This window comes from Micromonospora sp. NPDC003776 (assembly GCF_053605645.1).
The window spans coordinates 1-14,768 of record NZ_JBSGJR010000103.1; the positions used below are offsets into that span (position 1 = coordinate 1).

Sequence of the window (14,768 nt, forward strand, 5' to 3'; positions counted from 1 at the left end):
GCTGTGTTCACCGGCCCGGCCGGCTCGCTCGGCACGGCGGCGGCGGTGGCCGCCGGGTCGCTGCTCGCACCGCTCGCCAGCGGGCCGGTGGGAGGGATGTGTTCCGCCTCACCGGGCGCCCGGACCGTCTCTGCGGCCGGCTGACTGTTTCGTTTCCGCCCGGCCGCCGTGGCCTTCTTCGGAGCCGGGGTCGCCTTCTTGACGGGGGCGGTCGCCTTCTTCACCCCGCTGCGCTTCTTCGGACCCGTGGGTTGCGCGTCCGCGCCCGGCGGGGCTGCGCTCGGTCCGTCCGCGCTGGGCTTGTTCGCGGATGGTTTCGCCATGCCTGGTTCCGTGGCCGGTGCGGCGCGGGTCGCCGTTCGCTCGCCTGCCCGGGTCGGGCCTTCGAGCGCGGCCGCTTCTCCCGAGTTGACCTCCGTGGCGGGGCGGGGGCGCGGCGCGGCGGCCGGTACGGGTCCGGAAGCAGCCCGGACGGGGCCGCCCGCGGGCGGCCCGGCCAGCGTGGGGTCGGGCGGCTGGAACAGCACGGTCGGAGCGGCCTTGGTCCGGCGGGTCCGGGGTGCGGGATCGTCGTCGGCCGGGTCGGCGGACGGTGCCGGCACCGGTGGCGGAGTGAAAGTCGGCTTGGTGGAGCGGCTCCGCCGGGTGCTGGTGGCGGGCTCGCGGCGGGGCGGATCGCTCGGCGGCTGCTCCTGCATATCGATGGAGCGTAGTCCCGTACGTGACCTCGCACACGGGGGAAACGCACCGGCCGGCGGAGGTACCGGTAGTCGCTTTGCCCCGAGCGGGTGCGGACCTGTATCCTCGGGCGCGGTGGTCTCCGGGCCACCAGGGAGACTTCGCCTAGTCTGGTCTATGGCGCCGCACTGCTAATGCGGTTGGGGTTTTAAAGCCCCTCCCGGGTTCGAATCCCGGAGTCTCCGCGCGAAAGCCGGGTGTGTAGACTGGCCGAGCAACAAGCGCCCGTAGCTCAATGGATAGAGCATCTGACTACGGATCAGAAGGTTAGGGGTTCGAGTCCCTTCGGGCGCGCAGAGCAGGAAAGGAAGCCCCCGACCAGCCGGTATGGCGAGGTCGGGGGCTTCCTTTTATCCGGCGTAGCGCGGTCGAAGCGTCTCCGGGAGCGGTCAGGTTAAGAGGCACCGCCATCTCAGCGGGGCCGGACCGCCCGGGTGTGCAGGGCCGCCCGCAGTGCCGGCCCGAAGATCCGCGGGATCTCGCTCGACGGCAACTGCGCGACGGCCGGGATCGGGTTCAGGTAGCGGGTGAAGATCAGGCCGCCGATCACTCCGACCGCCGCGGTGGCGCGCTCGGTCGCGTCGGGACCGCCGAGAAATTCAGCAACGCGGACGAGCAGATCACTTTCCAGGTAGCTGCGGAAGGCGCGCATCGTGTCGTCGTCCGCCAGCGCCATCCGGTTCTCCGTGGGGGCGGTGGCGTCCCAGAGCGTCGTGACGGCGGTGAGGAGCCGGTCGGCGAGGCCGGCCCGGTCGCCGCGCAGGGCCTCGTCGAGGGCGTCGGACTCCACGCACAGCAGGTTCAGGGACTGGCCGAAGAGACCCTGCTTGGAGCCGAAGTGGTAGCTGATGAGCGCCGAGTCGACGCCTGCGGCGGCGGCGATCGCCCGGACGGTGGTCCCCCGGTAGCCGTGCCGCAGGAACAACTCCCGGGCGGCCGAGGAGATGCGGGCCTTGGTGTCGGGGTTGCCGCGCGGCCGGCCCCGGGTTTTATTCAGCACGGTTGAATATTGCGCTCCGCACGCGGCACGGTCAACACCGTCAACCGACCAGGAGGAGCGAACCCATGCGTACCGTCGTCTTCGGCGCCACCGGCCCGACCGGCCGCCGGCTGACCGAGCAGGCCCTGGCCGCCGGCCACGAGGTCACCGCCGTCACCCGCCGCCCCGGCGTCGTCCAGCCCCGCGCCGGTCTCACCGTGATCACCGCCGACGTCAGCGACCCCGAGGCAGTGGACCGCGCCGTCGCCGGCAGCGATGCGGTCCTGTCGAGTCTGGGCGTCCCGCTCACCCCGAAGCCGATCACCGTCTACTCGCAGGGCAACGCGAACATCGTGGCGGCGATGCAGCGGCACGGCGTACGGCGGCTGATCACCATCAGCTCCAGCGTCATGGACCCGAGCTGGCGGCCGACCGGCGAGTTCTTCTTCAACAACGTCATGGACCCGCTGTTCAACCGGAGGTTGGGGCGTACCGCGCACGAGGACATGCGCCGCATGGAGGCGATCGTGCGGGAGAGTGGTCTGGACTGGACCCTGGTCCGGCCGTCCGGGCTGTTCGACCACCCGACCGTCACGGGATACCAGGTCGTCGAGGACGTCGCGGACGGGCTGTTCACGTCGCGGACCGACCTGGCGGCCAGCATGGTGGCCCAGCTCAGCGACGACCGGTTCGTGCGGCGGGCCATGGCGGTGATCACCACCGAGGTCAGGCCCAGCATCGCCGGACTGATCTGGCGCGAGGCCGTCGCCAAGAAGAAGCAGCGGTGACCGAGCCCCGGGGGCCGAGCAGTTCCGCCTCGAGCGGCACCCTCAGCCTGATCGACGGCAAGGCCGGCATGAACTCGCTTCAGACGGTCCAGATCAGCTGCCCGGCAGCCAGTGCGGCGGCCTGGTACGGCGTCAGCGCGCCGTCCTCGGCCACCACTTCGACCGGCCACTTCGCCCTCAGGTCGGTCCAGAGCACGGCAGTCAGGCCCGAGAACGCTTTGAGTTCGTCGGTGCCCCTGGCCCCCCGCACCACGTAGACCCAGGCCGCCCCCGGATCAGATCCCGTTCCTCGCGGGTGATTCGGACCTGCTCGCACGCCAGGCTGAGCAGGAGGGTGTCATCGCCCAGCTGCCACTCACCCGCGGCGTACTGATCGCGCAGGGCGCCCAGCGGATCATCGGACAGCCGACCCGCGAGTCGCGCGCACACCTCGGTGATCGCCGCGTAGGTCGTCGCATCCATGGCTGCTGCCTCCGTCGCCGGCCGCGGCGCGTCCCACCCGAGATCGGCAGGGTAGGTCCTGTTACGCCCCCCCGGACACCACCTGAATGCTTTCCGCGCCCCGCTCCACGAACCATGCCTCCAGTTCGGCGCCGTCGAGCGACCGGACCCCGTCCTCGTCGACCAGGACGGGACCGATGACAGCCCCCTTCGCGCCCTCGAGCTGGCACCCGAACATCCTCGCCCCGCTGAGGATGGCGGGCATGTTCCTGCCTCCCAGAGTGCACCACCGGAGACTCGCGAATTCCAGGTTGGCCCCGCGCAGATCGGTCTTGTAGAGCTTGGCCGAGTTGAGGATGGCGTGGCTGAGGTCGGCGCCCGCCAGAACGGCGTCGTCGAGTTCCGTCGCGAACAGCCGCGCCGCGCGGAAGCGGGCGTTCGTGGCGGAGCATCCGACCAGTTCCGCCTTGGCCAGGTCGGCAAAGCTCAGGTCGGCGTCCTCAAGCTCCGCGTTGGTCAGGTTCGCACCGCCGAGGTTGGCATCCTCGAACCGGACGCCGGCCAGGCAGGCACTCGCCAGGTAGGCGTCGGTCAGGTCGATGGTGCTCAGGTCGGCGCCCCGGAAATCGAGGAAGTCACCCGACAGGTACGACGTGGCGTCCGTGGCAACGGCGGCGAACCACTCCTCGAGCGCCTCCCTGGCCTCCGGGCTGTCGGGCCAACGGGTCACGTCCGCGCTGCTCTGCTTGTACCTGCTCATTCGAGGAACACCACCTTGCCGTCCAAGTCCTTGTTGCCGGCGACCCGCCCCTTGAGGTCGGCCAGCGAGCTCGGCGACAGGTTCTTGCTGTCGATGATGACACGCTGCCCACCGCCCACCTCGTCGGTGAGCTTCTGCTCGAACTCTTCGCCGTTGTAACGGCCCCTCGTACCCTCGGGCATTGGCTGGCCGGCCATTCGTCCTGCCGGGAAGGTGTCGACGGGGCTCTTGACATCCCAGTTGTCGCCGTTGGCGTCGAAGAACTCGCCCTGATCCTTCTGGAAGGCAGGATCAGTGTTGTCGAGTTCGGCGCGGCGGATCGGGCCGGGAACCTTGCCCTGCGCCTCGGCCTCGAGACCGACCTCCGCCTCCCGCCGTGACTTCGCGCTGATCTTTCCATTGTGGGCCGGGTCGGCGGCCAGTTCCTCCACCCGGCGGTTGTACTCGGGAGTGCCGGGCTTGGGAGTTTCGTAGCCGTTGTCGCTGCCCGGGGGCTTGCCCTGGGATCCGCCCTGGTCGCCGCCCGGGCGGCCGTGCCGGGCTTCCTCGGCGACGGTCTCCTGCGCCCGGCTGACGTTCTCGGGGACCTCGGTGGTACTGCGGCGTCGCCCAGAGGGAGTGTTGCCGTCACCTTCGCCGTCGCCCTCGCCGTGTGGCCGGGGGTTCGGTCCGTCGCCGTGCCCGCCGCCGTGCGGGGTGTGAGGTTTCGCCATCGTCGGGCCTAGCCGTCCAGGAGCTTCGAGAGGTTGGTCAGGCTGGTGACCAGGGCCATGACGTACGTCAGGATGCGCCCGGCCCACTTGACGACGGCCGCCGCGATCTGCGAGGCGATCACCGGAATCGTGACCACGAAGATCGCCTCGACGGCCCACACGATCACCCGGGCCACCAGGTCGGCGATGAGGTCCCGCACGATGTCGCGGGTGAACATCACCAGGTTCCCGGCGGCCTGGGTGGCGGCGGCCATGGCGGCGGAGACGCCGCCGAGCCCGTTGATGGCCTCCACGTTGTGTTCCATCAGGTCGTGGTAAGCCGTGGCGGCCCGCCCCTGCCAGTGCGGCATGTCGCCGTCGACGAAGGACTTCAGGTCGGTGGCCATGCCCTGCAGTGCGGCGGCCATGTTGTCCCAGGTGGCCGCGTGCGAGGCGACCACGTCCGGCATGCCGGCGAGCTCGTCGAGGATCTGCCGCAGCGGCTCGAAGTATTCCATCGCCCAGCCCAGCCCGTTGGCCAGCAGCGCGCTGAAAGGGTCCATCACGGTGGCCGCGACCTCGACCCCGAACGCCGCCCCCGCGATCAGGTCGTCGACCCAGCCGTCGCTGTGGATGGCATCGACCAACCCCTGGAAGCTGTCGGCCAGCGCGGCCCCGGTCCACGGCTTGCGGGTGGACTGGACGTCGGCGATCAGCGACGTGTCGGTCATTGCACGGACCTCGTCAGGCCGCCACCCGCCTTGCGGATCGTGGTGTCGGCGTCGGCGTCGGCGTTGTCGTAGTTGTCGGCGGTCTTCCGCAGCCCCTGCACGACCAGCGCCAGGTTCTCCTCGACGTACGCGATCAGCTCGTCCTGGCGCTTGTGCCGGCCCTCCAGGATGGCGGGCATCCACGCGCAGAGCAGCCCGTAGGCCTCGTCGTTCTGGGCGATGTGCGCGCTGGCGGTCTTGACCGCGTCAAACCGGCCCTTCACCGCCTCCACGTTGCGGGCGTGCGCGCGGATCTGGTCCGCGTCGACCGCGAAACCTTCGGCCATCCCGCTCACCACCGACCGTACGGCTCGTCGGGGCTGTCCGCGGCGGGATCGGCGTCGCGCAGCTGCTGCCCGACCCGCTCGGCGATCGCCCGCGCCGCGGCCGACTCGGTGCCCACCGTCTCGGCGATGATCTCCTGCGACCGCTCGGCGAGCTGTCGCTTGGCCGTCCGAATGGTGTCCATGATCGTCCTGGCGACGACGTCGGGAGCGACCCGCTGGATCCGCGGACCCAGCCGCAGGTCCAGCAACGCCCCGGAGGAGTCGACGGTCACCTCCGCCAACCCGTTGCCGTCGGCAACGGTGACCCGCAGCTCGTGGAGCCGGTCGCTCATCGCCTTGGTGTCTGCCGCGAGCTGGTCGATGCGGCCCTTCCACGCCGCCAGCCGATCCATGGCGCCGTCCGGATCCAGCAAGCCCCCCGCGCTCGGAACGCCGGCCCCCATGTGTCCCCCGGTCGCTTACCGTGATCATTCCTGGCCGGGGCAGACTAACATCGCATCCGCGACGATGACTACGGTGAGTACCACCACCATCCACAGCAGACGGACATCCGACGGAAGCCTTCCCGCGGCGGCGGTGCAGGACACTCGCTCCATGAAGGAGGAACCGGTGACCACGACCCCGCAGCTGCTCGCCTTCGGCGGGGTCATCGTGCTCGGCGCGATGTCCCCCGGGCCGGACTTCGCCGTGGTGGTCCGGCACTCGGCCGTCTCGGGCCGCGCCCACGGCACGCTGGCCGCGACGGGGGTCGCCGCCGGGGTGTTCGGGTGGGCGGTCGCCGCCGCCTCGGGAGTCGCCGCGCTGGTGACCCTGGTCCCGGTCGCCTTCACCGTCGTCAAGCTGGTCGGGGCGGCCTACCTGGCGTTCCTCGGGTTCAGGTCGCTCGTCTCGGCGCGGCGCGCCGGAGACGTCCCGCCGGAGCCGGCCGCGCCGGCCGCCGCCCGCCCGGGCCGCTGGGCCGCGTTCCGGGACGGCCTGCTCTGCAACATCCTCAACCCCAAGGCGGCGGTCTTCTTCGTCGCGCTGCTGCCGCAGTTCCTGCCGGCCGACCCCGGCCTCGTCGACACGGTGGCCCTGTCGGTGGTGGCCGTCGCCATCACCGGCGCCTGGTTCCTGGCCGTGGCCACCCTGGTCGCCGGGCTGCGGCGGTTGTTCGCCCGCCCGGCCGTACGTCGCGCCGTCGACGGGGTGAGCGGGCTCGTGCTTCTCGGTCTGGGCGTGCGCCTCGCCCTCACCAGCGCACGCTGAACGATCCGGCGGCGGGGCCGGCCCTCGGTGCCCGAAGAGCCGGCCCCGGTGGTCAGCTGATCCGGAGGCGCCAGACGGCGTGGTTGTTCGAGTCGTCCGGATCCGGTGTGTCGCTGTGGATGTCGGTGGTGAAGCCCCAGTCCGTGACGCAGGCGTCGATCTTGAAGGTGTAGGTGAGCTGGACGATCTCCCCCCGTTCCAGCGGGCGGTACCCGCCGTCGGACGCCGGGTCACCGGGCGTGTCCAACCAGTAGGGCGAGTCGTACTCGCCGTTCGGCAGGAAGGCACCGCCGCGCCACTCCAGGTAGAAGCGGCCGGAACGGTACGTGCTGTGGTTCGTCACGGTGAAGGTGACCGACACCGCCCGCAGTTGACCGTCGCACGCCCCGGTCACCGGCTGCGCCACCGGTTCCGCCACTGTCAGGCCCAGGTCCGCGGGATGCGTCGCCCGCGGGAAGGCCCGCGGACCGGCGACCTGCGTGAACCGTCGGCCGTTCCAGGCGTACGACCGGTCCTGGCGCTGCTGGACGTCGGCGGCGCGGGTGTCGCCGACGGTGGCCGTCACCCCGCCCCGGCTGCGCCCGGCGATCCGGACGATGGCCTGGGTGGTCTGGTCGGTCGCGACCACCTGGCCGAGCGTGATGATCTGGCCGCTGTCGTCCCGGTCGAAGGCGACCACCTGTTCCGCGCCGTACCCGCAGCGCAGCAGGGCGGCGGTCTCCAGCCCGGCGTCGTCGTCCAGATTGCTCCGGACGATCGCCACCACTCCCACCCGGGACGCCGCCACGTCCCCGGCCGCGCGCAGCTGCACCCGGCCGCTCGCGCAGCTCACCTGGTCCGCGCCGCTCCACGGCCACACCGGTACCCCCACCGGGGCGGCGGTCAGCTGCGCCAGGCTGATCGACCGGTCGGGCCCGGACGACGGGGCCGTGGTCGGTGTCGGCGTGCCGGTGGCCGACGCGCTGGCGCTCGGCGTCGGAGACGGTGTCGTCTCGCTCGTCACCGGTGAGGCGCTCGCGCCGGTCAGGTCCGGCTGCCCCCGGCCGGTCCCCATGAACGCTCCGGCCGGCAGTATCACGACCAGACCGGTCGTGGCGATCAGCGTGACCATCCGGTTTCGGCGGCGCCGGGCCACCTCGGCGCGTACCCCGCCGGGGGCGCGCACCGCCGGTGCCGCGTCGGCGGTGAACTCGTCGAACGCGCGGCCGATCAGCAGTTCGTCGTCGTGCTCGGTCATCACACATCCCCTCTCAACTGACTGGCCAGCGCCGCCCGTCCACGGCTCAGCCAGGACTTGACCGTTCCCTCGGGTACGCCCTCCTGAGCCGCGATCTCGGCGACGGAGAGCTGGCCCATGTGGTGCAGCACCACGGCCCGGCGTTGCGTGGGCGGGAGGGCGGAGAGCGCGCGGACCAGGGCCACCCGGTCGGGTCCCGGCCCCTCCACGACGACCTGCCGCTGCTTGCGCAGGAAGGCGGCGGCGGTGCGGCGCCGGCGGAACCGGCTGGTGGCGAGGTTCCAGGCCACCTGCCGCACCCACTTGCTCGGGTCGTCGTACCGGCTGATCTTCTTCCACCGCTCGAAGGCGCGGCAGAACGCCTCCTGGACCAGATCCTGCGCCTCCGTCAGATCGCCGACGTAGGCGTAGAGCTGAAGGGTGAGGCCCTGGAAGCGGGCGCGGTAGAACTCGTCGAAGTCCGATCCCTCGACGCCGTCGGACGTCAACGTCAACTCCTCGACCACCATGACATCAGGCCGCCTCTCCCTCTCCCCGTGTGCGGCGCCGTTCGGCCGTCGCAGCCCACACGCTTTGACGTCCGGGCCGGTTGCGGCCGGTCCGACAATTGACCGATCCGGATCGGAAACGAGAACGCCTCCCGGCCGACGTGCCTCTGGGAGGCGTTCCGCCGAGCGTTCCGATCAGACGATGACCTTGTACATGTTCCCGCCCGAGCCGGCCTTGACCCGGGCCGCGAACGAGCCGTTGCCGAGGCGTAGGTCCAGAGGACGCCGTTGGTTCGGGTACGCCGTTAGGGTCCGGAGCATGAGTGTCCACGCCCGCGTCGTCGCCGACGACTTCCCGGCCACCCTGCGCTTCTACACCGGACTGCTCGGCGAGCCGGAGAAGGTCGTCGCCGACTTCGAGTACGCCAGCTTCGACGCGGGCGGCGAGACCGTGCTCGCCCTGCTCGGCCGGCGGGCCGCCGAGGCGGTGCTGCCGATCGGCCGGGGCGACGGCGGGATCCTGGTGGTCGTACCCGTGCCGGACGTCGACGTCACCGTCGCGGCCCTGCCGGCGGACGCGGTCGTCGCCGCGCCCGCCGACCGGCCCGGCTGGGGCGTCCGCTCGGCCTACCTGCGTGACCCGGAGGGCAATCTGGTCGAGGTGCAGACCTGGACGGCGGGCTGACCGCGGAAATGACGGGCCGGCCCTGAACGGTCGATCCGGCTACATCCGCTCGGGCGTGCGGATGCCCAGCAGGTACAGCCCCTGCCGCAGCACCCGCGCGGTCAGCTCGCAGAGCACCAGCCGGCTCTCCCGTACCGGCCCGTCCGACCGCAGCACCGGGCAACGCTCGTAGAAGGCGCTGAACGCGGCGGCGAGCCGGTAGAGGTAGGCGGCCAGGTGGTGGAACTCCAGGCTCCGCTCCACCTCGGCGACCACGGCGCCGAACCCGACCAGCTCGAACGCGAGCGCCCGCTCGGCCGGTTCGGCCAGCGTGATCCCGGCGTCCGGCCGCGCCGCCACCCCGGCCCGCCGGAAGATCGACCGGATCCGGGAGTACGCGTACTGGAGGTAGGGCGCGGTGTTGCCGTCCAGCGCCAGCATCCGTTCCCAGTCCAGCACGTAGTCCTTGTGCCGGTCGCTGGAGAGGTCGGCGTACTTGACCGCGCCGATGCCGACGGCCCGACCCACCTCGGCCGTCTCCGCCTCGCCCAGCTCCGGGTTCCGCTCCCGGGCCAGCGCCGTCGCCCGGGCCACCGCCTCCTCGAGCAGGCCGACCAGCTTCACCGACTCCCCGGCCCGGCTGCGCAGCATCCGCCCGTCCGGCCCGAGGATCGAACCGAACCCGATGTGCTCCGCCCGGGCCGGCGGCACCAGCCAACCGGCCTGCGCCGCGGCCGCGTACACCATCTCGAAGTGCCGCCGCTGCGGCAGGCCGACCACGTAGAGCAGCCGGGTCGCGCCCAGCGTCCCGGTCCGGTGCCGGATCGCCGCCAGGTCGGTCGCCGGATAGCCGTACCCGCCGTCGGACTTGCGCACGATCAGCGGCAGCGGCTCGCCGTCCCGGCCCACCTGCCCGGGCGGGAAGACGCAGGCGGCACCGTCGCTCTCCCGCAGCAGCCCGAGCCGGTCCAGGTCCGCCACCACCGGGTCGAGCAGGTCGTTGTAGCTGCTCTCGCCGTGGAAGTCCCGCTCGGTCAGGGTCACGTCGAGCAGGTCGTACACGGTCAGGAAGTACCGCTCGGACTGCTCGACCAGCAGCCGCCAGAGCCGCAGCGTCGCCTCGTCGCCGCCCTGCAACGCCACCACCCGCCGCCGGGACCGCTCGCGGAACCCCTCGTCGGCGTCGAACTTGGCCCGCGCCGCCTTGTAGAACGAGTCCAGGTCGCCCATGGAGAGCTCCTGCGTCGCCTCGGCCTCGCCCAGGTCCACCAGGTGCTCGATCAGCATCCCGAACGGGGTGCCCCAGTCGCCCAGGTGGTTGGCCCGCACCACCCGGTGCCCGAGCCACTCCAGCAGCCGGGCCGCCGCGTCGCCGATCACCGTCGACCGCAGGTGCCCGACGTGCATCTCCTTCGCCACGTTCGGCGCCGAGTAGTCAACCACCACGGTCTCCGGCGCGGTCGACTCCGGCACCCCGAGCCGCGGATCGGTGGCCAGCGCGGAGACCAGACCGCCCAGCGCCCCGTCGGCGACGGTCAGGTTGAGGAAGCCGGGCCCGGAGACCTCCGCCGCGGCGCACAGGTCGGCCAGCTCCGCGCGTTCCAGCACCTCGGCGGCGATCGTCCGCGGCGGCCGGCCGAGCCGACGGGCCAGCGCCAGCGCCGCGTCGGACTGGAAGTCCGCGCGCTGCGAGCGCCGCACGACCGGATCCACCGGTACGCCGGCCACCGTCTCGAACGCCGGCGCCAGCCGGTCGGTCAGCAGTTTCTCCAGATCCATGGGTACGCCGATCTCGCTCGGATCCGCCGCACGCGGATCACCGGACTACGGGATGCGGGCGGACCGAGGACGATCGGCGATGACCGGCGGCTCGATCCGCCGGTCGCAGAGGGGAATGCTCAGCGCAGGCGGTCGCGGGACCGCCCGCGTCGCAGCGCGCCGAGCTGGACGTCGGGGGACGTCGGCAGGGGCGCGTGCGAGCTGGTCATGCCAGCAGCCTAACCGGCCGGCCCGGGGGCGGTGCAAGGCCCTTCCCCGGGCCGGCCGATCGGCGTACCGGAATGGTCAGACCGGCGTGGCGACCGCCTTGCGGTACCGCTCGGCCCGCCGCCGCATCTGGGTGTACGCGCTGGTCAGTCCCATCGCCCGGCGGACCTCGACGAGGGTCCGGCGGACCTCGGCCCGGGTCCGTTCGGTGCCCTCGTAGATCAGCTCGTCGACCAGTCCGGACTGCCCCGCGAACCGGGCGCGCCGCTCCCGGACCGGTTCGAGGAACCGGTTGAGCGCCACCGCCAGGGCTTCCTTGACCTCCACGTCGCCGACCCGCCCGGCCCGGTAGCGCGCCTTCAGCTCCTCGACCTGCGCCCGGTCCGGGTTGAACACGTCGTGGTACGCGAAGACCGGGTTGCCCTCCACCGTCCCGGGCACGTCGGCCCGGACCCGGTTCGGGTCGGTGTACATGCTCATCACCTTGCGGCGCACGGTGGCCGCGTCGTCGGAGAGCGCGATCGCGTTGCCCTTGCTCTTGCTCATCTTCCCCTGGCCGTCCGTGCCGACCAGGGTGGGCGTCTCCGACATGATCAGCTCGGGCACCGGGAAGACCTCGCCGTAGAGGTGGTTGAAGCGCCGGGCGATCTCCCGGGTCACCTCGACGTGCGCCGCGTTGTCCTTCCCCACCGGGACGGCCTGCCCCTTCACGCAGAGGATGTCGGCCGCCTGGAGCACCGGGTAGCCGAGCAGCCCGTACGGCATCTCCTCCTTGCCGGCGTCGCGGCTCATCTCCTTCAGGGACGGGACCCGCTCCAGCCGCGGCACGGTGACCAGGTTCTGGAAGAGGGTGTTCAGGTCGCCGACCTCGGGGATCGCCGACTGGAGGTAGAAGGTCGCCCGGTCCGGCTCCACGCCGGCGGCGAGGATGTCGGTGACCATCTCCCGGGCGTTACGGGACACCTGCTCGATGTCCTCGCGGGTGTTCTTCGTGGTCAGCATGTGCAGGTCGGCGATGATGAAGAAGCTCTCGTACCGCTGGTGCAGCCGCACCCGGTTGGCGATGCTGCCGACGTAGTGGCCGAGGTGCAGCCGCCCGGTCGGGCGGTCCCCGGTGAGCATCCGTGTCACGGACATGGTCGTACGCCTTTCGTGCTGATCGGTGGCTGGGACGCGCGGGCGCGCGGAAACGACCCGGGTTCGGACCCGGATCAGTGGAGTCGGCTCGTCAGAACGAGCGCCGCCATCGCCCGCCGGCGCGGAACCGCAGCCCACCGGCACGGAGTACGTCGAGGATCTGCTCCCGACCGTCGTCGACACGGGCCGGGAGAACCGGAGCGGCAACCGCCGGGAGACCGTCGACGGTCTCCGGGGTGCACGTGCTCGGCCGGACCATGCCTCACACCGTAGCCGCTCGACCGTTCCCCGCGCACACCCCAGCGCGGCGGCTCACCCGGCCGCCGCGTCGTCCGGCCCGCTCAGTCCCGGCGGTAGCTCTCGGCGTAGTAGCTGCCCACCCGCTCCCGGTACTCGGGGCGGTCGAAGTCGTCCGGGTCGAAGGCCGGGGACTCCTTCACCTGCTCCCGGGTGCGGTCCACGTGCACGACCCGGTCCAGGTGGTCGACCCGGGCCACCGTGCCGACGGGCAGCAGCACCTTCCGGCCGAAGATCCACGGCCCGGTGTCCACCACCAGGTAACCGGCGCCGGCGTCCTCGCTCGCCGCGTCGATCGAGCCGATCCGGCCGTCGGTCGCCTCGACGTGGTAGCCGGTGAGGTCGATCGGCGTCCCCGGGCCCGGCGCGTGCGGCCCTCGGTCGGTGTCGTCCTCCGCCCGCTGCCGGGGCACTCCCTCCGGACTGGTCTGGTCGTAGCCACCGGCGAGCGCGGACGGGTCCCGCCAGCTCCACGGATTGAACGGCTGCACAGCACACCTCCGATGTCGTCGTGACGGGAAACTTGCCCGACTCCACCAGCCGGCTAACCCCCGGGTGCGCCGCCGGGCCGCCGCTACCGTCGTCCGGGTGGGCAGGATGCGCGGGATCCACGAGCGGCCGGCGGGCCTGTCGTACCAGCCGGACCTGGTCGATGAGGACGAGGAACGGTCGCTGCTCGCCACCCTCGACGCGCTCGACATCCGCACCGTGGAGATGCACGGGCAGATCGCCCGTCGGACCGTCCGGCAGTACGGCTACCGCTACGACTACGGCTCGTTCCAGCTCACCGCCACCGAGGCGCTGCCGGTGGCGCTGCGTCCGGTCCGCGACCGTTGTGCCGCGCTCGCCGGTCTCGAACCCGGCGACCTGGCGCAGACGCTGGTCACCCGGTACCCGCCGGGCTCGGTCATCGGCTGGCACCGGGACGCGCCCGCGTTCGGGCCGACCGTCGTCGGCCTCTCGCTGGCCTCCGCCTGCCTGTTGCGGTTCCAGCGGGGCCGCGGCGAGGACCGCCGGGTGTACGAGCTGGAGTTGGCGCCCCGCTCCGGGTACGTGCTGAGCGCGGCGGCGCGGTCCAGTTGGCAGCACAGCATCCCGCTGGTGCCGGACCTGCGGTACTCGCTGACCTTTCGCACGCTTCACCACGGCACCTGGGAGCAGCCCCGCTGACCTGCGCCGACAGCGCGGTTCGCGGTGCCGGTACCGCTGGCATACTGGCCAGCCATGGTGCTGTCGCGCGGCTGGTCGCTCTTCCTCGTCGGGGTCGGTGTGTGGACCTGGGTGATCTGGCCCAGGTTCGCGGTCGCCATCTGGAACGACCCGCGCTCCTGGTCGACCGGCACGGTCGGCGAGGGCGGCGCGACCAGCTTCCTGTGGGTGCACGCGCTTCTCATCGCGGCCTCGCTGGCCATCGGTACGACGGTCGGGGTGCTCGGCGTCCGCGGCTGGCTCGCTGGCCGCCGGCCCCGACCCGGCGCCTGACCGCCTGACGCGATGCAGCGTCCGCCCGTTGAGCAGGCCAGATAGTCGGATGATGATGATGTGACGCGGGACGCTACCCACGGATTTGACGATCAAACCTGAAACCGCGTAACTTTCTCTCTGCCAGCGCGGAACGGGGCAAACGGGACGAAAGCCCGAGGGTCCAGGACCGAGGATGGCACCGGAGCCGAGGGAGTCGCATCCCCAGGCACCGGTCCGGGCGGGGCCCGCTGAAACGCCGCAGGGCGGATTTGGTGGAGCGGAACCGACCGGGTAAGGTTTACGGCCGGCAGGGAAACGGACGAGCGAGCGGGAGACCGCAGCGGCCGTCCTGCCAAATCCGATGATCAAGCACAGCGGTTCGCTGCTGCGCGGGGTCAGCGGTGCCGACCCGTACGAAGCATGACAGACCGGGACACACGGTTTGACACGGCAGAGACGGTGAGGTAACGTAGTAAAAGTGCCCAGCGCGAGAGCGGCGGGTGCGGTGAACGAGATGCCCCGGACGGGGGTCCTCCTGGTGGGGGTTTCCGGATGGTGTGTGGTTGTTCTTTGAGAACTCAACAGGGTGCTTGATAAGCCAGTGCCAAATTGATTTATTACCCCGGACTGGTCAGGCTTGTGTCTGGCTGGTTGGGATTCCTTTGGCAACACTTTTGTTGTCAGGATTTTCTCTAATTTTTTGTTGGAGAGTTTGATCCTGGCTCAGGACGAACGCTGGCGGCGTGCTTAACACATGCAAGTCGAGCGGAAAGGCCCTTCGGGGTACTCGAG

At 71.4% G+C, this 14,768-nt stretch carries 18 protein-coding genes, 2 tRNA genes, 1 rRNA gene and 1 pseudogene; 8 read left to right on the top strand and 14 right to left on the bottom strand.

The annotated features are described in order from the left end of the window. A pseudogene (locus ACWEVO_RS11830) lies at positions 1-323 on the bottom strand (hypothetical protein); the annotation flags it as partial. 509 nt (positions 324-832) lie between these two features. Here ACWEVO_RS11830 and ACWEVO_RS11835 point away from each other — a divergent pair. Then, positions 833-923 (top strand) — tRNA-Ser (locus ACWEVO_RS11835). A 36-nt stretch (positions 924-959) separates the two neighbouring features. Beyond that, positions 960-1,032 (top strand) — tRNA-Arg (locus ACWEVO_RS11840). Between the two features lie 118 nt (positions 1,033-1,150). On the opposite strand, the gene ACWEVO_RS11845 is transcribed toward ACWEVO_RS11840, so the two are convergent. Next, on the bottom strand, positions 1,151-1,738 hold the full coding sequence (locus ACWEVO_RS11845; protein WP_452307519.1) for a TetR family transcriptional regulator: 588 nt from the start codon (positions 1,736-1,738) through the stop codon (positions 1,151-1,153). A gap of 65 nt (positions 1,739-1,803) precedes the next feature. Between ACWEVO_RS11845 and ACWEVO_RS11850 the strand changes: the two genes are divergently transcribed. Further along, positions 1,804-2,505, top strand: a complete 702-nt coding sequence (locus ACWEVO_RS11850) for an NAD(P)-dependent oxidoreductase (RefSeq protein WP_452307520.1) — start codon at positions 1,804-1,806, stop codon at positions 2,503-2,505. 79 nt (positions 2,506-2,584) lie between these two features. Here ACWEVO_RS11850 and ACWEVO_RS11855 read toward each other — a convergent pair whose 3' ends face one another. The 6 genes from ACWEVO_RS11855 to ACWEVO_RS11880 all read right to left on the bottom strand — a co-directional run bounded on the left by ACWEVO_RS11855 (position 2,585) and on the right by ACWEVO_RS11880 (position 5,847). After that, positions 2,585-2,755 (bottom strand): hypothetical protein, encoded by a 171-nt coding sequence (locus ACWEVO_RS11855; RefSeq protein ID WP_452307521.1) that lies wholly within the window; start codon positions 2,753-2,755, stop codon positions 2,585-2,587. A gap of 273 nt (positions 2,756-3,028) precedes the next feature. Beyond that, positions 3,029-3,706, bottom strand: a complete 678-nt coding sequence (locus tag ACWEVO_RS11860) for a pentapeptide repeat-containing protein (protein ID WP_452307522.1) — start codon at positions 3,704-3,706, stop codon at positions 3,029-3,031. Next, on the bottom strand, positions 3,703-4,137 hold the full coding sequence (locus tag ACWEVO_RS11865; RefSeq protein ID WP_452307523.1) for a hypothetical protein: 435 nt from the start codon (positions 4,135-4,137) through the stop codon (positions 3,703-3,705). Before ACWEVO_RS11865 ends, ACWEVO_RS11860 begins: the two co-directional genes overlap by 4 nt. 290 nt (positions 4,138-4,427) lie before the next feature. Next, positions 4,428-5,129: a WXG100 family type VII secretion target gene (locus ACWEVO_RS11870; protein ID WP_452307524.1), complete on the bottom strand. Its 702-nt coding sequence runs from the start codon at positions 5,127-5,129 to the stop codon at positions 4,428-4,430. Next, positions 5,126-5,455, bottom strand: a complete 330-nt coding sequence (locus ACWEVO_RS11875) for a type VII secretion target (RefSeq protein ID WP_452307525.1) — start codon at positions 5,453-5,455, stop codon at positions 5,126-5,128. The genes ACWEVO_RS11870 and ACWEVO_RS11875 overlap by 4 nt, the downstream gene beginning before the upstream one ends. Positions 5,456-5,460: 5 nt before the next feature. After that, a complete protein-coding gene (locus tag ACWEVO_RS11880) occupies positions 5,461-5,847 on the bottom strand; it encodes a YbaB/EbfC family nucleoid-associated protein (RefSeq protein ID WP_452307526.1) in 387 nt (128 codons plus the stop codon). Positions 5,848-6,064: 217 nt separating this feature from the next. Between ACWEVO_RS11880 and ACWEVO_RS11885 the strand changes: the two genes are divergently transcribed. Beyond that, positions 6,065-6,703: a LysE family translocator gene (locus ACWEVO_RS11885; protein ID WP_452307527.1), complete on the top strand. Its 639-nt coding sequence runs from the start codon at positions 6,065-6,067 to the stop codon at positions 6,701-6,703. A 52-nt stretch (positions 6,704-6,755) separates the two neighbouring features. Here the strand turns inward: ACWEVO_RS11885 and ACWEVO_RS11890 are convergent, their stop codons facing one another. From ACWEVO_RS11890 to ACWEVO_RS11900, 3 genes are all read right to left on the bottom strand, one after another. Continuing rightward, positions 6,756-7,940: a hypothetical protein gene (locus tag ACWEVO_RS11890; RefSeq protein ID WP_452307528.1), complete on the bottom strand. Its 1,185-nt coding sequence runs from the start codon at positions 7,938-7,940 to the stop codon at positions 6,756-6,758. Beyond that, complete coding sequence (locus ACWEVO_RS11895) at positions 7,940-8,449, bottom strand: SigE family RNA polymerase sigma factor (RefSeq protein WP_452307529.1); 510 nt, start codon at positions 8,447-8,449, stop codon at positions 7,940-7,942. The genes ACWEVO_RS11890 and ACWEVO_RS11895 overlap by 1 nt, the downstream gene beginning before the upstream one ends. 174 nt (positions 8,450-8,623) lie before the next feature. After that, the gene (locus tag ACWEVO_RS11900) at positions 8,624-8,749 is read right to left on the bottom strand and encodes a hypothetical protein (RefSeq protein WP_452307530.1); all 126 of its coding nucleotides are present in this window, start codon (positions 8,747-8,749) and stop codon (positions 8,624-8,626) included. Here ACWEVO_RS11900 and ACWEVO_RS11905 point away from each other — a divergent pair. After that, positions 8,748-9,113: a VOC family protein gene (locus tag ACWEVO_RS11905; RefSeq protein ID WP_452307531.1), complete on the top strand. Its 366-nt coding sequence runs from the start codon at positions 8,748-8,750 to the stop codon at positions 9,111-9,113. The two genes, ACWEVO_RS11900 and ACWEVO_RS11905, sit on opposite strands and share 2 nt — an antisense overlap. A gap of 39 nt (positions 9,114-9,152) precedes the next feature. Here the strand turns inward: ACWEVO_RS11905 and argS are convergent, their stop codons facing one another. The 3 genes from argS to ACWEVO_RS11920 form a co-directional block, all read right to left on the bottom strand. Then, positions 9,153-10,871, bottom strand: a complete 1,719-nt coding sequence (gene argS / locus ACWEVO_RS11910; RefSeq protein WP_452307532.1) for an arginine--tRNA ligase — start codon at positions 10,869-10,871, stop codon at positions 9,153-9,155. Between the two features lie 285 nt (positions 10,872-11,156). Next, positions 11,157-12,215 (bottom strand): tryptophan--tRNA ligase, encoded by a 1,059-nt coding sequence (trpS, locus tag ACWEVO_RS11915; RefSeq protein ID WP_452307533.1) that lies wholly within the window; start codon positions 12,213-12,215, stop codon positions 11,157-11,159. A 341-nt stretch (positions 12,216-12,556) separates the two neighbouring features. Continuing rightward, entirely contained in the window at positions 12,557-13,003 is a 447-nt protein-coding gene (locus tag ACWEVO_RS11920; protein WP_452307534.1) for a PRC-barrel domain-containing protein, read from the bottom strand. A gap of 106 nt (positions 13,004-13,109) precedes the next feature. On the opposite strand from ACWEVO_RS11920, the gene ACWEVO_RS11925 reads away from it, so the two are divergent. The 3 genes from ACWEVO_RS11925 to ACWEVO_RS11935 form a co-directional block, all read left to right on the top strand. Next, the gene (locus ACWEVO_RS11925) at positions 13,110-13,682 is read left to right on the top strand and encodes an alpha-ketoglutarate-dependent dioxygenase AlkB (protein WP_452307536.1); all 573 of its coding nucleotides are present in this window, start codon (positions 13,110-13,112) and stop codon (positions 13,680-13,682) included. Between the two features lie 54 nt (positions 13,683-13,736). Continuing rightward, the gene (locus ACWEVO_RS11930; RefSeq protein ID WP_452307535.1) at positions 13,737-13,994 is read left to right on the top strand and encodes an SCO4848 family membrane protein; all 258 of its coding nucleotides are present in this window, start codon (positions 13,737-13,739) and stop codon (positions 13,992-13,994) included. Between the two features lie 682 nt (positions 13,995-14,676). Further along, positions 14,677-14,768, top strand: a 16S ribosomal RNA gene (locus ACWEVO_RS11935); the annotation flags it as partial.

Coding starts and splice junctions, on each gene's coding strand:
- ACWEVO_RS11900 (WP_452307530.1), bottom strand. CDS start 8,749: ATGCTCCGGACCCTAACGGCGTACCCGAACCAACGGCGTCCTCTGGAC.
- ACWEVO_RS11850 (WP_452307520.1), top strand. CDS start 1,804: ATGCGTACCGTCGTCTTCGGCGCCACCGGCCCGACCGGCCGCCGGCTG.
- trpS (WP_452307533.1), bottom strand. CDS start 12,215: ATGTCCGTGACACGGATGCTCACCGGGGACCGCCCGACCGGGCGGCTG.
- ACWEVO_RS11895 (WP_452307529.1), bottom strand. CDS start 8,449: ATGGTGGTCGAGGAGTTGACGTTGACGTCCGACGGCGTCGAGGGATCG.
- ACWEVO_RS11860 (WP_452307522.1), bottom strand. CDS start 3,706: ATGAGCAGGTACAAGCAGAGCAGCGCGGACGTGACCCGTTGGCCCGAC.
- ACWEVO_RS11870 (WP_452307524.1), bottom strand. CDS start 5,129: ATGACCGACACGTCGCTGATCGCCGACGTCCAGTCCACCCGCAAGCCG.
- ACWEVO_RS11875 (WP_452307525.1), bottom strand. CDS start 5,455: ATGGCCGAAGGTTTCGCGGTCGACGCGGACCAGATCCGCGCGCACGCC.
- ACWEVO_RS11930 (WP_452307535.1), top strand. CDS start 13,737: ATGGTGCTGTCGCGCGGCTGGTCGCTCTTCCTCGTCGGGGTCGGTGTG.
- ACWEVO_RS11880 (WP_452307526.1), bottom strand. CDS start 5,847: ATGGATCGGCTGGCGGCGTGGAAGGGCCGCATCGACCAGCTCGCGGCA.
- ACWEVO_RS11925 (WP_452307536.1), top strand. CDS start 13,110: ATGCGCGGGATCCACGAGCGGCCGGCGGGCCTGTCGTACCAGCCGGAC.
- ACWEVO_RS11890 (WP_452307528.1), bottom strand. CDS start 7,940: ATGACCGAGCACGACGACGAACTGCTGATCGGCCGCGCGTTCGACGAG.
- argS (WP_452307532.1), bottom strand. CDS start 10,871: ATGGATCTGGAGAAACTGCTGACCGACCGGCTGGCGCCGGCGTTCGAG.
- ACWEVO_RS11905 (WP_452307531.1), top strand. CDS start 8,748: ATGAGTGTCCACGCCCGCGTCGTCGCCGACGACTTCCCGGCCACCCTG.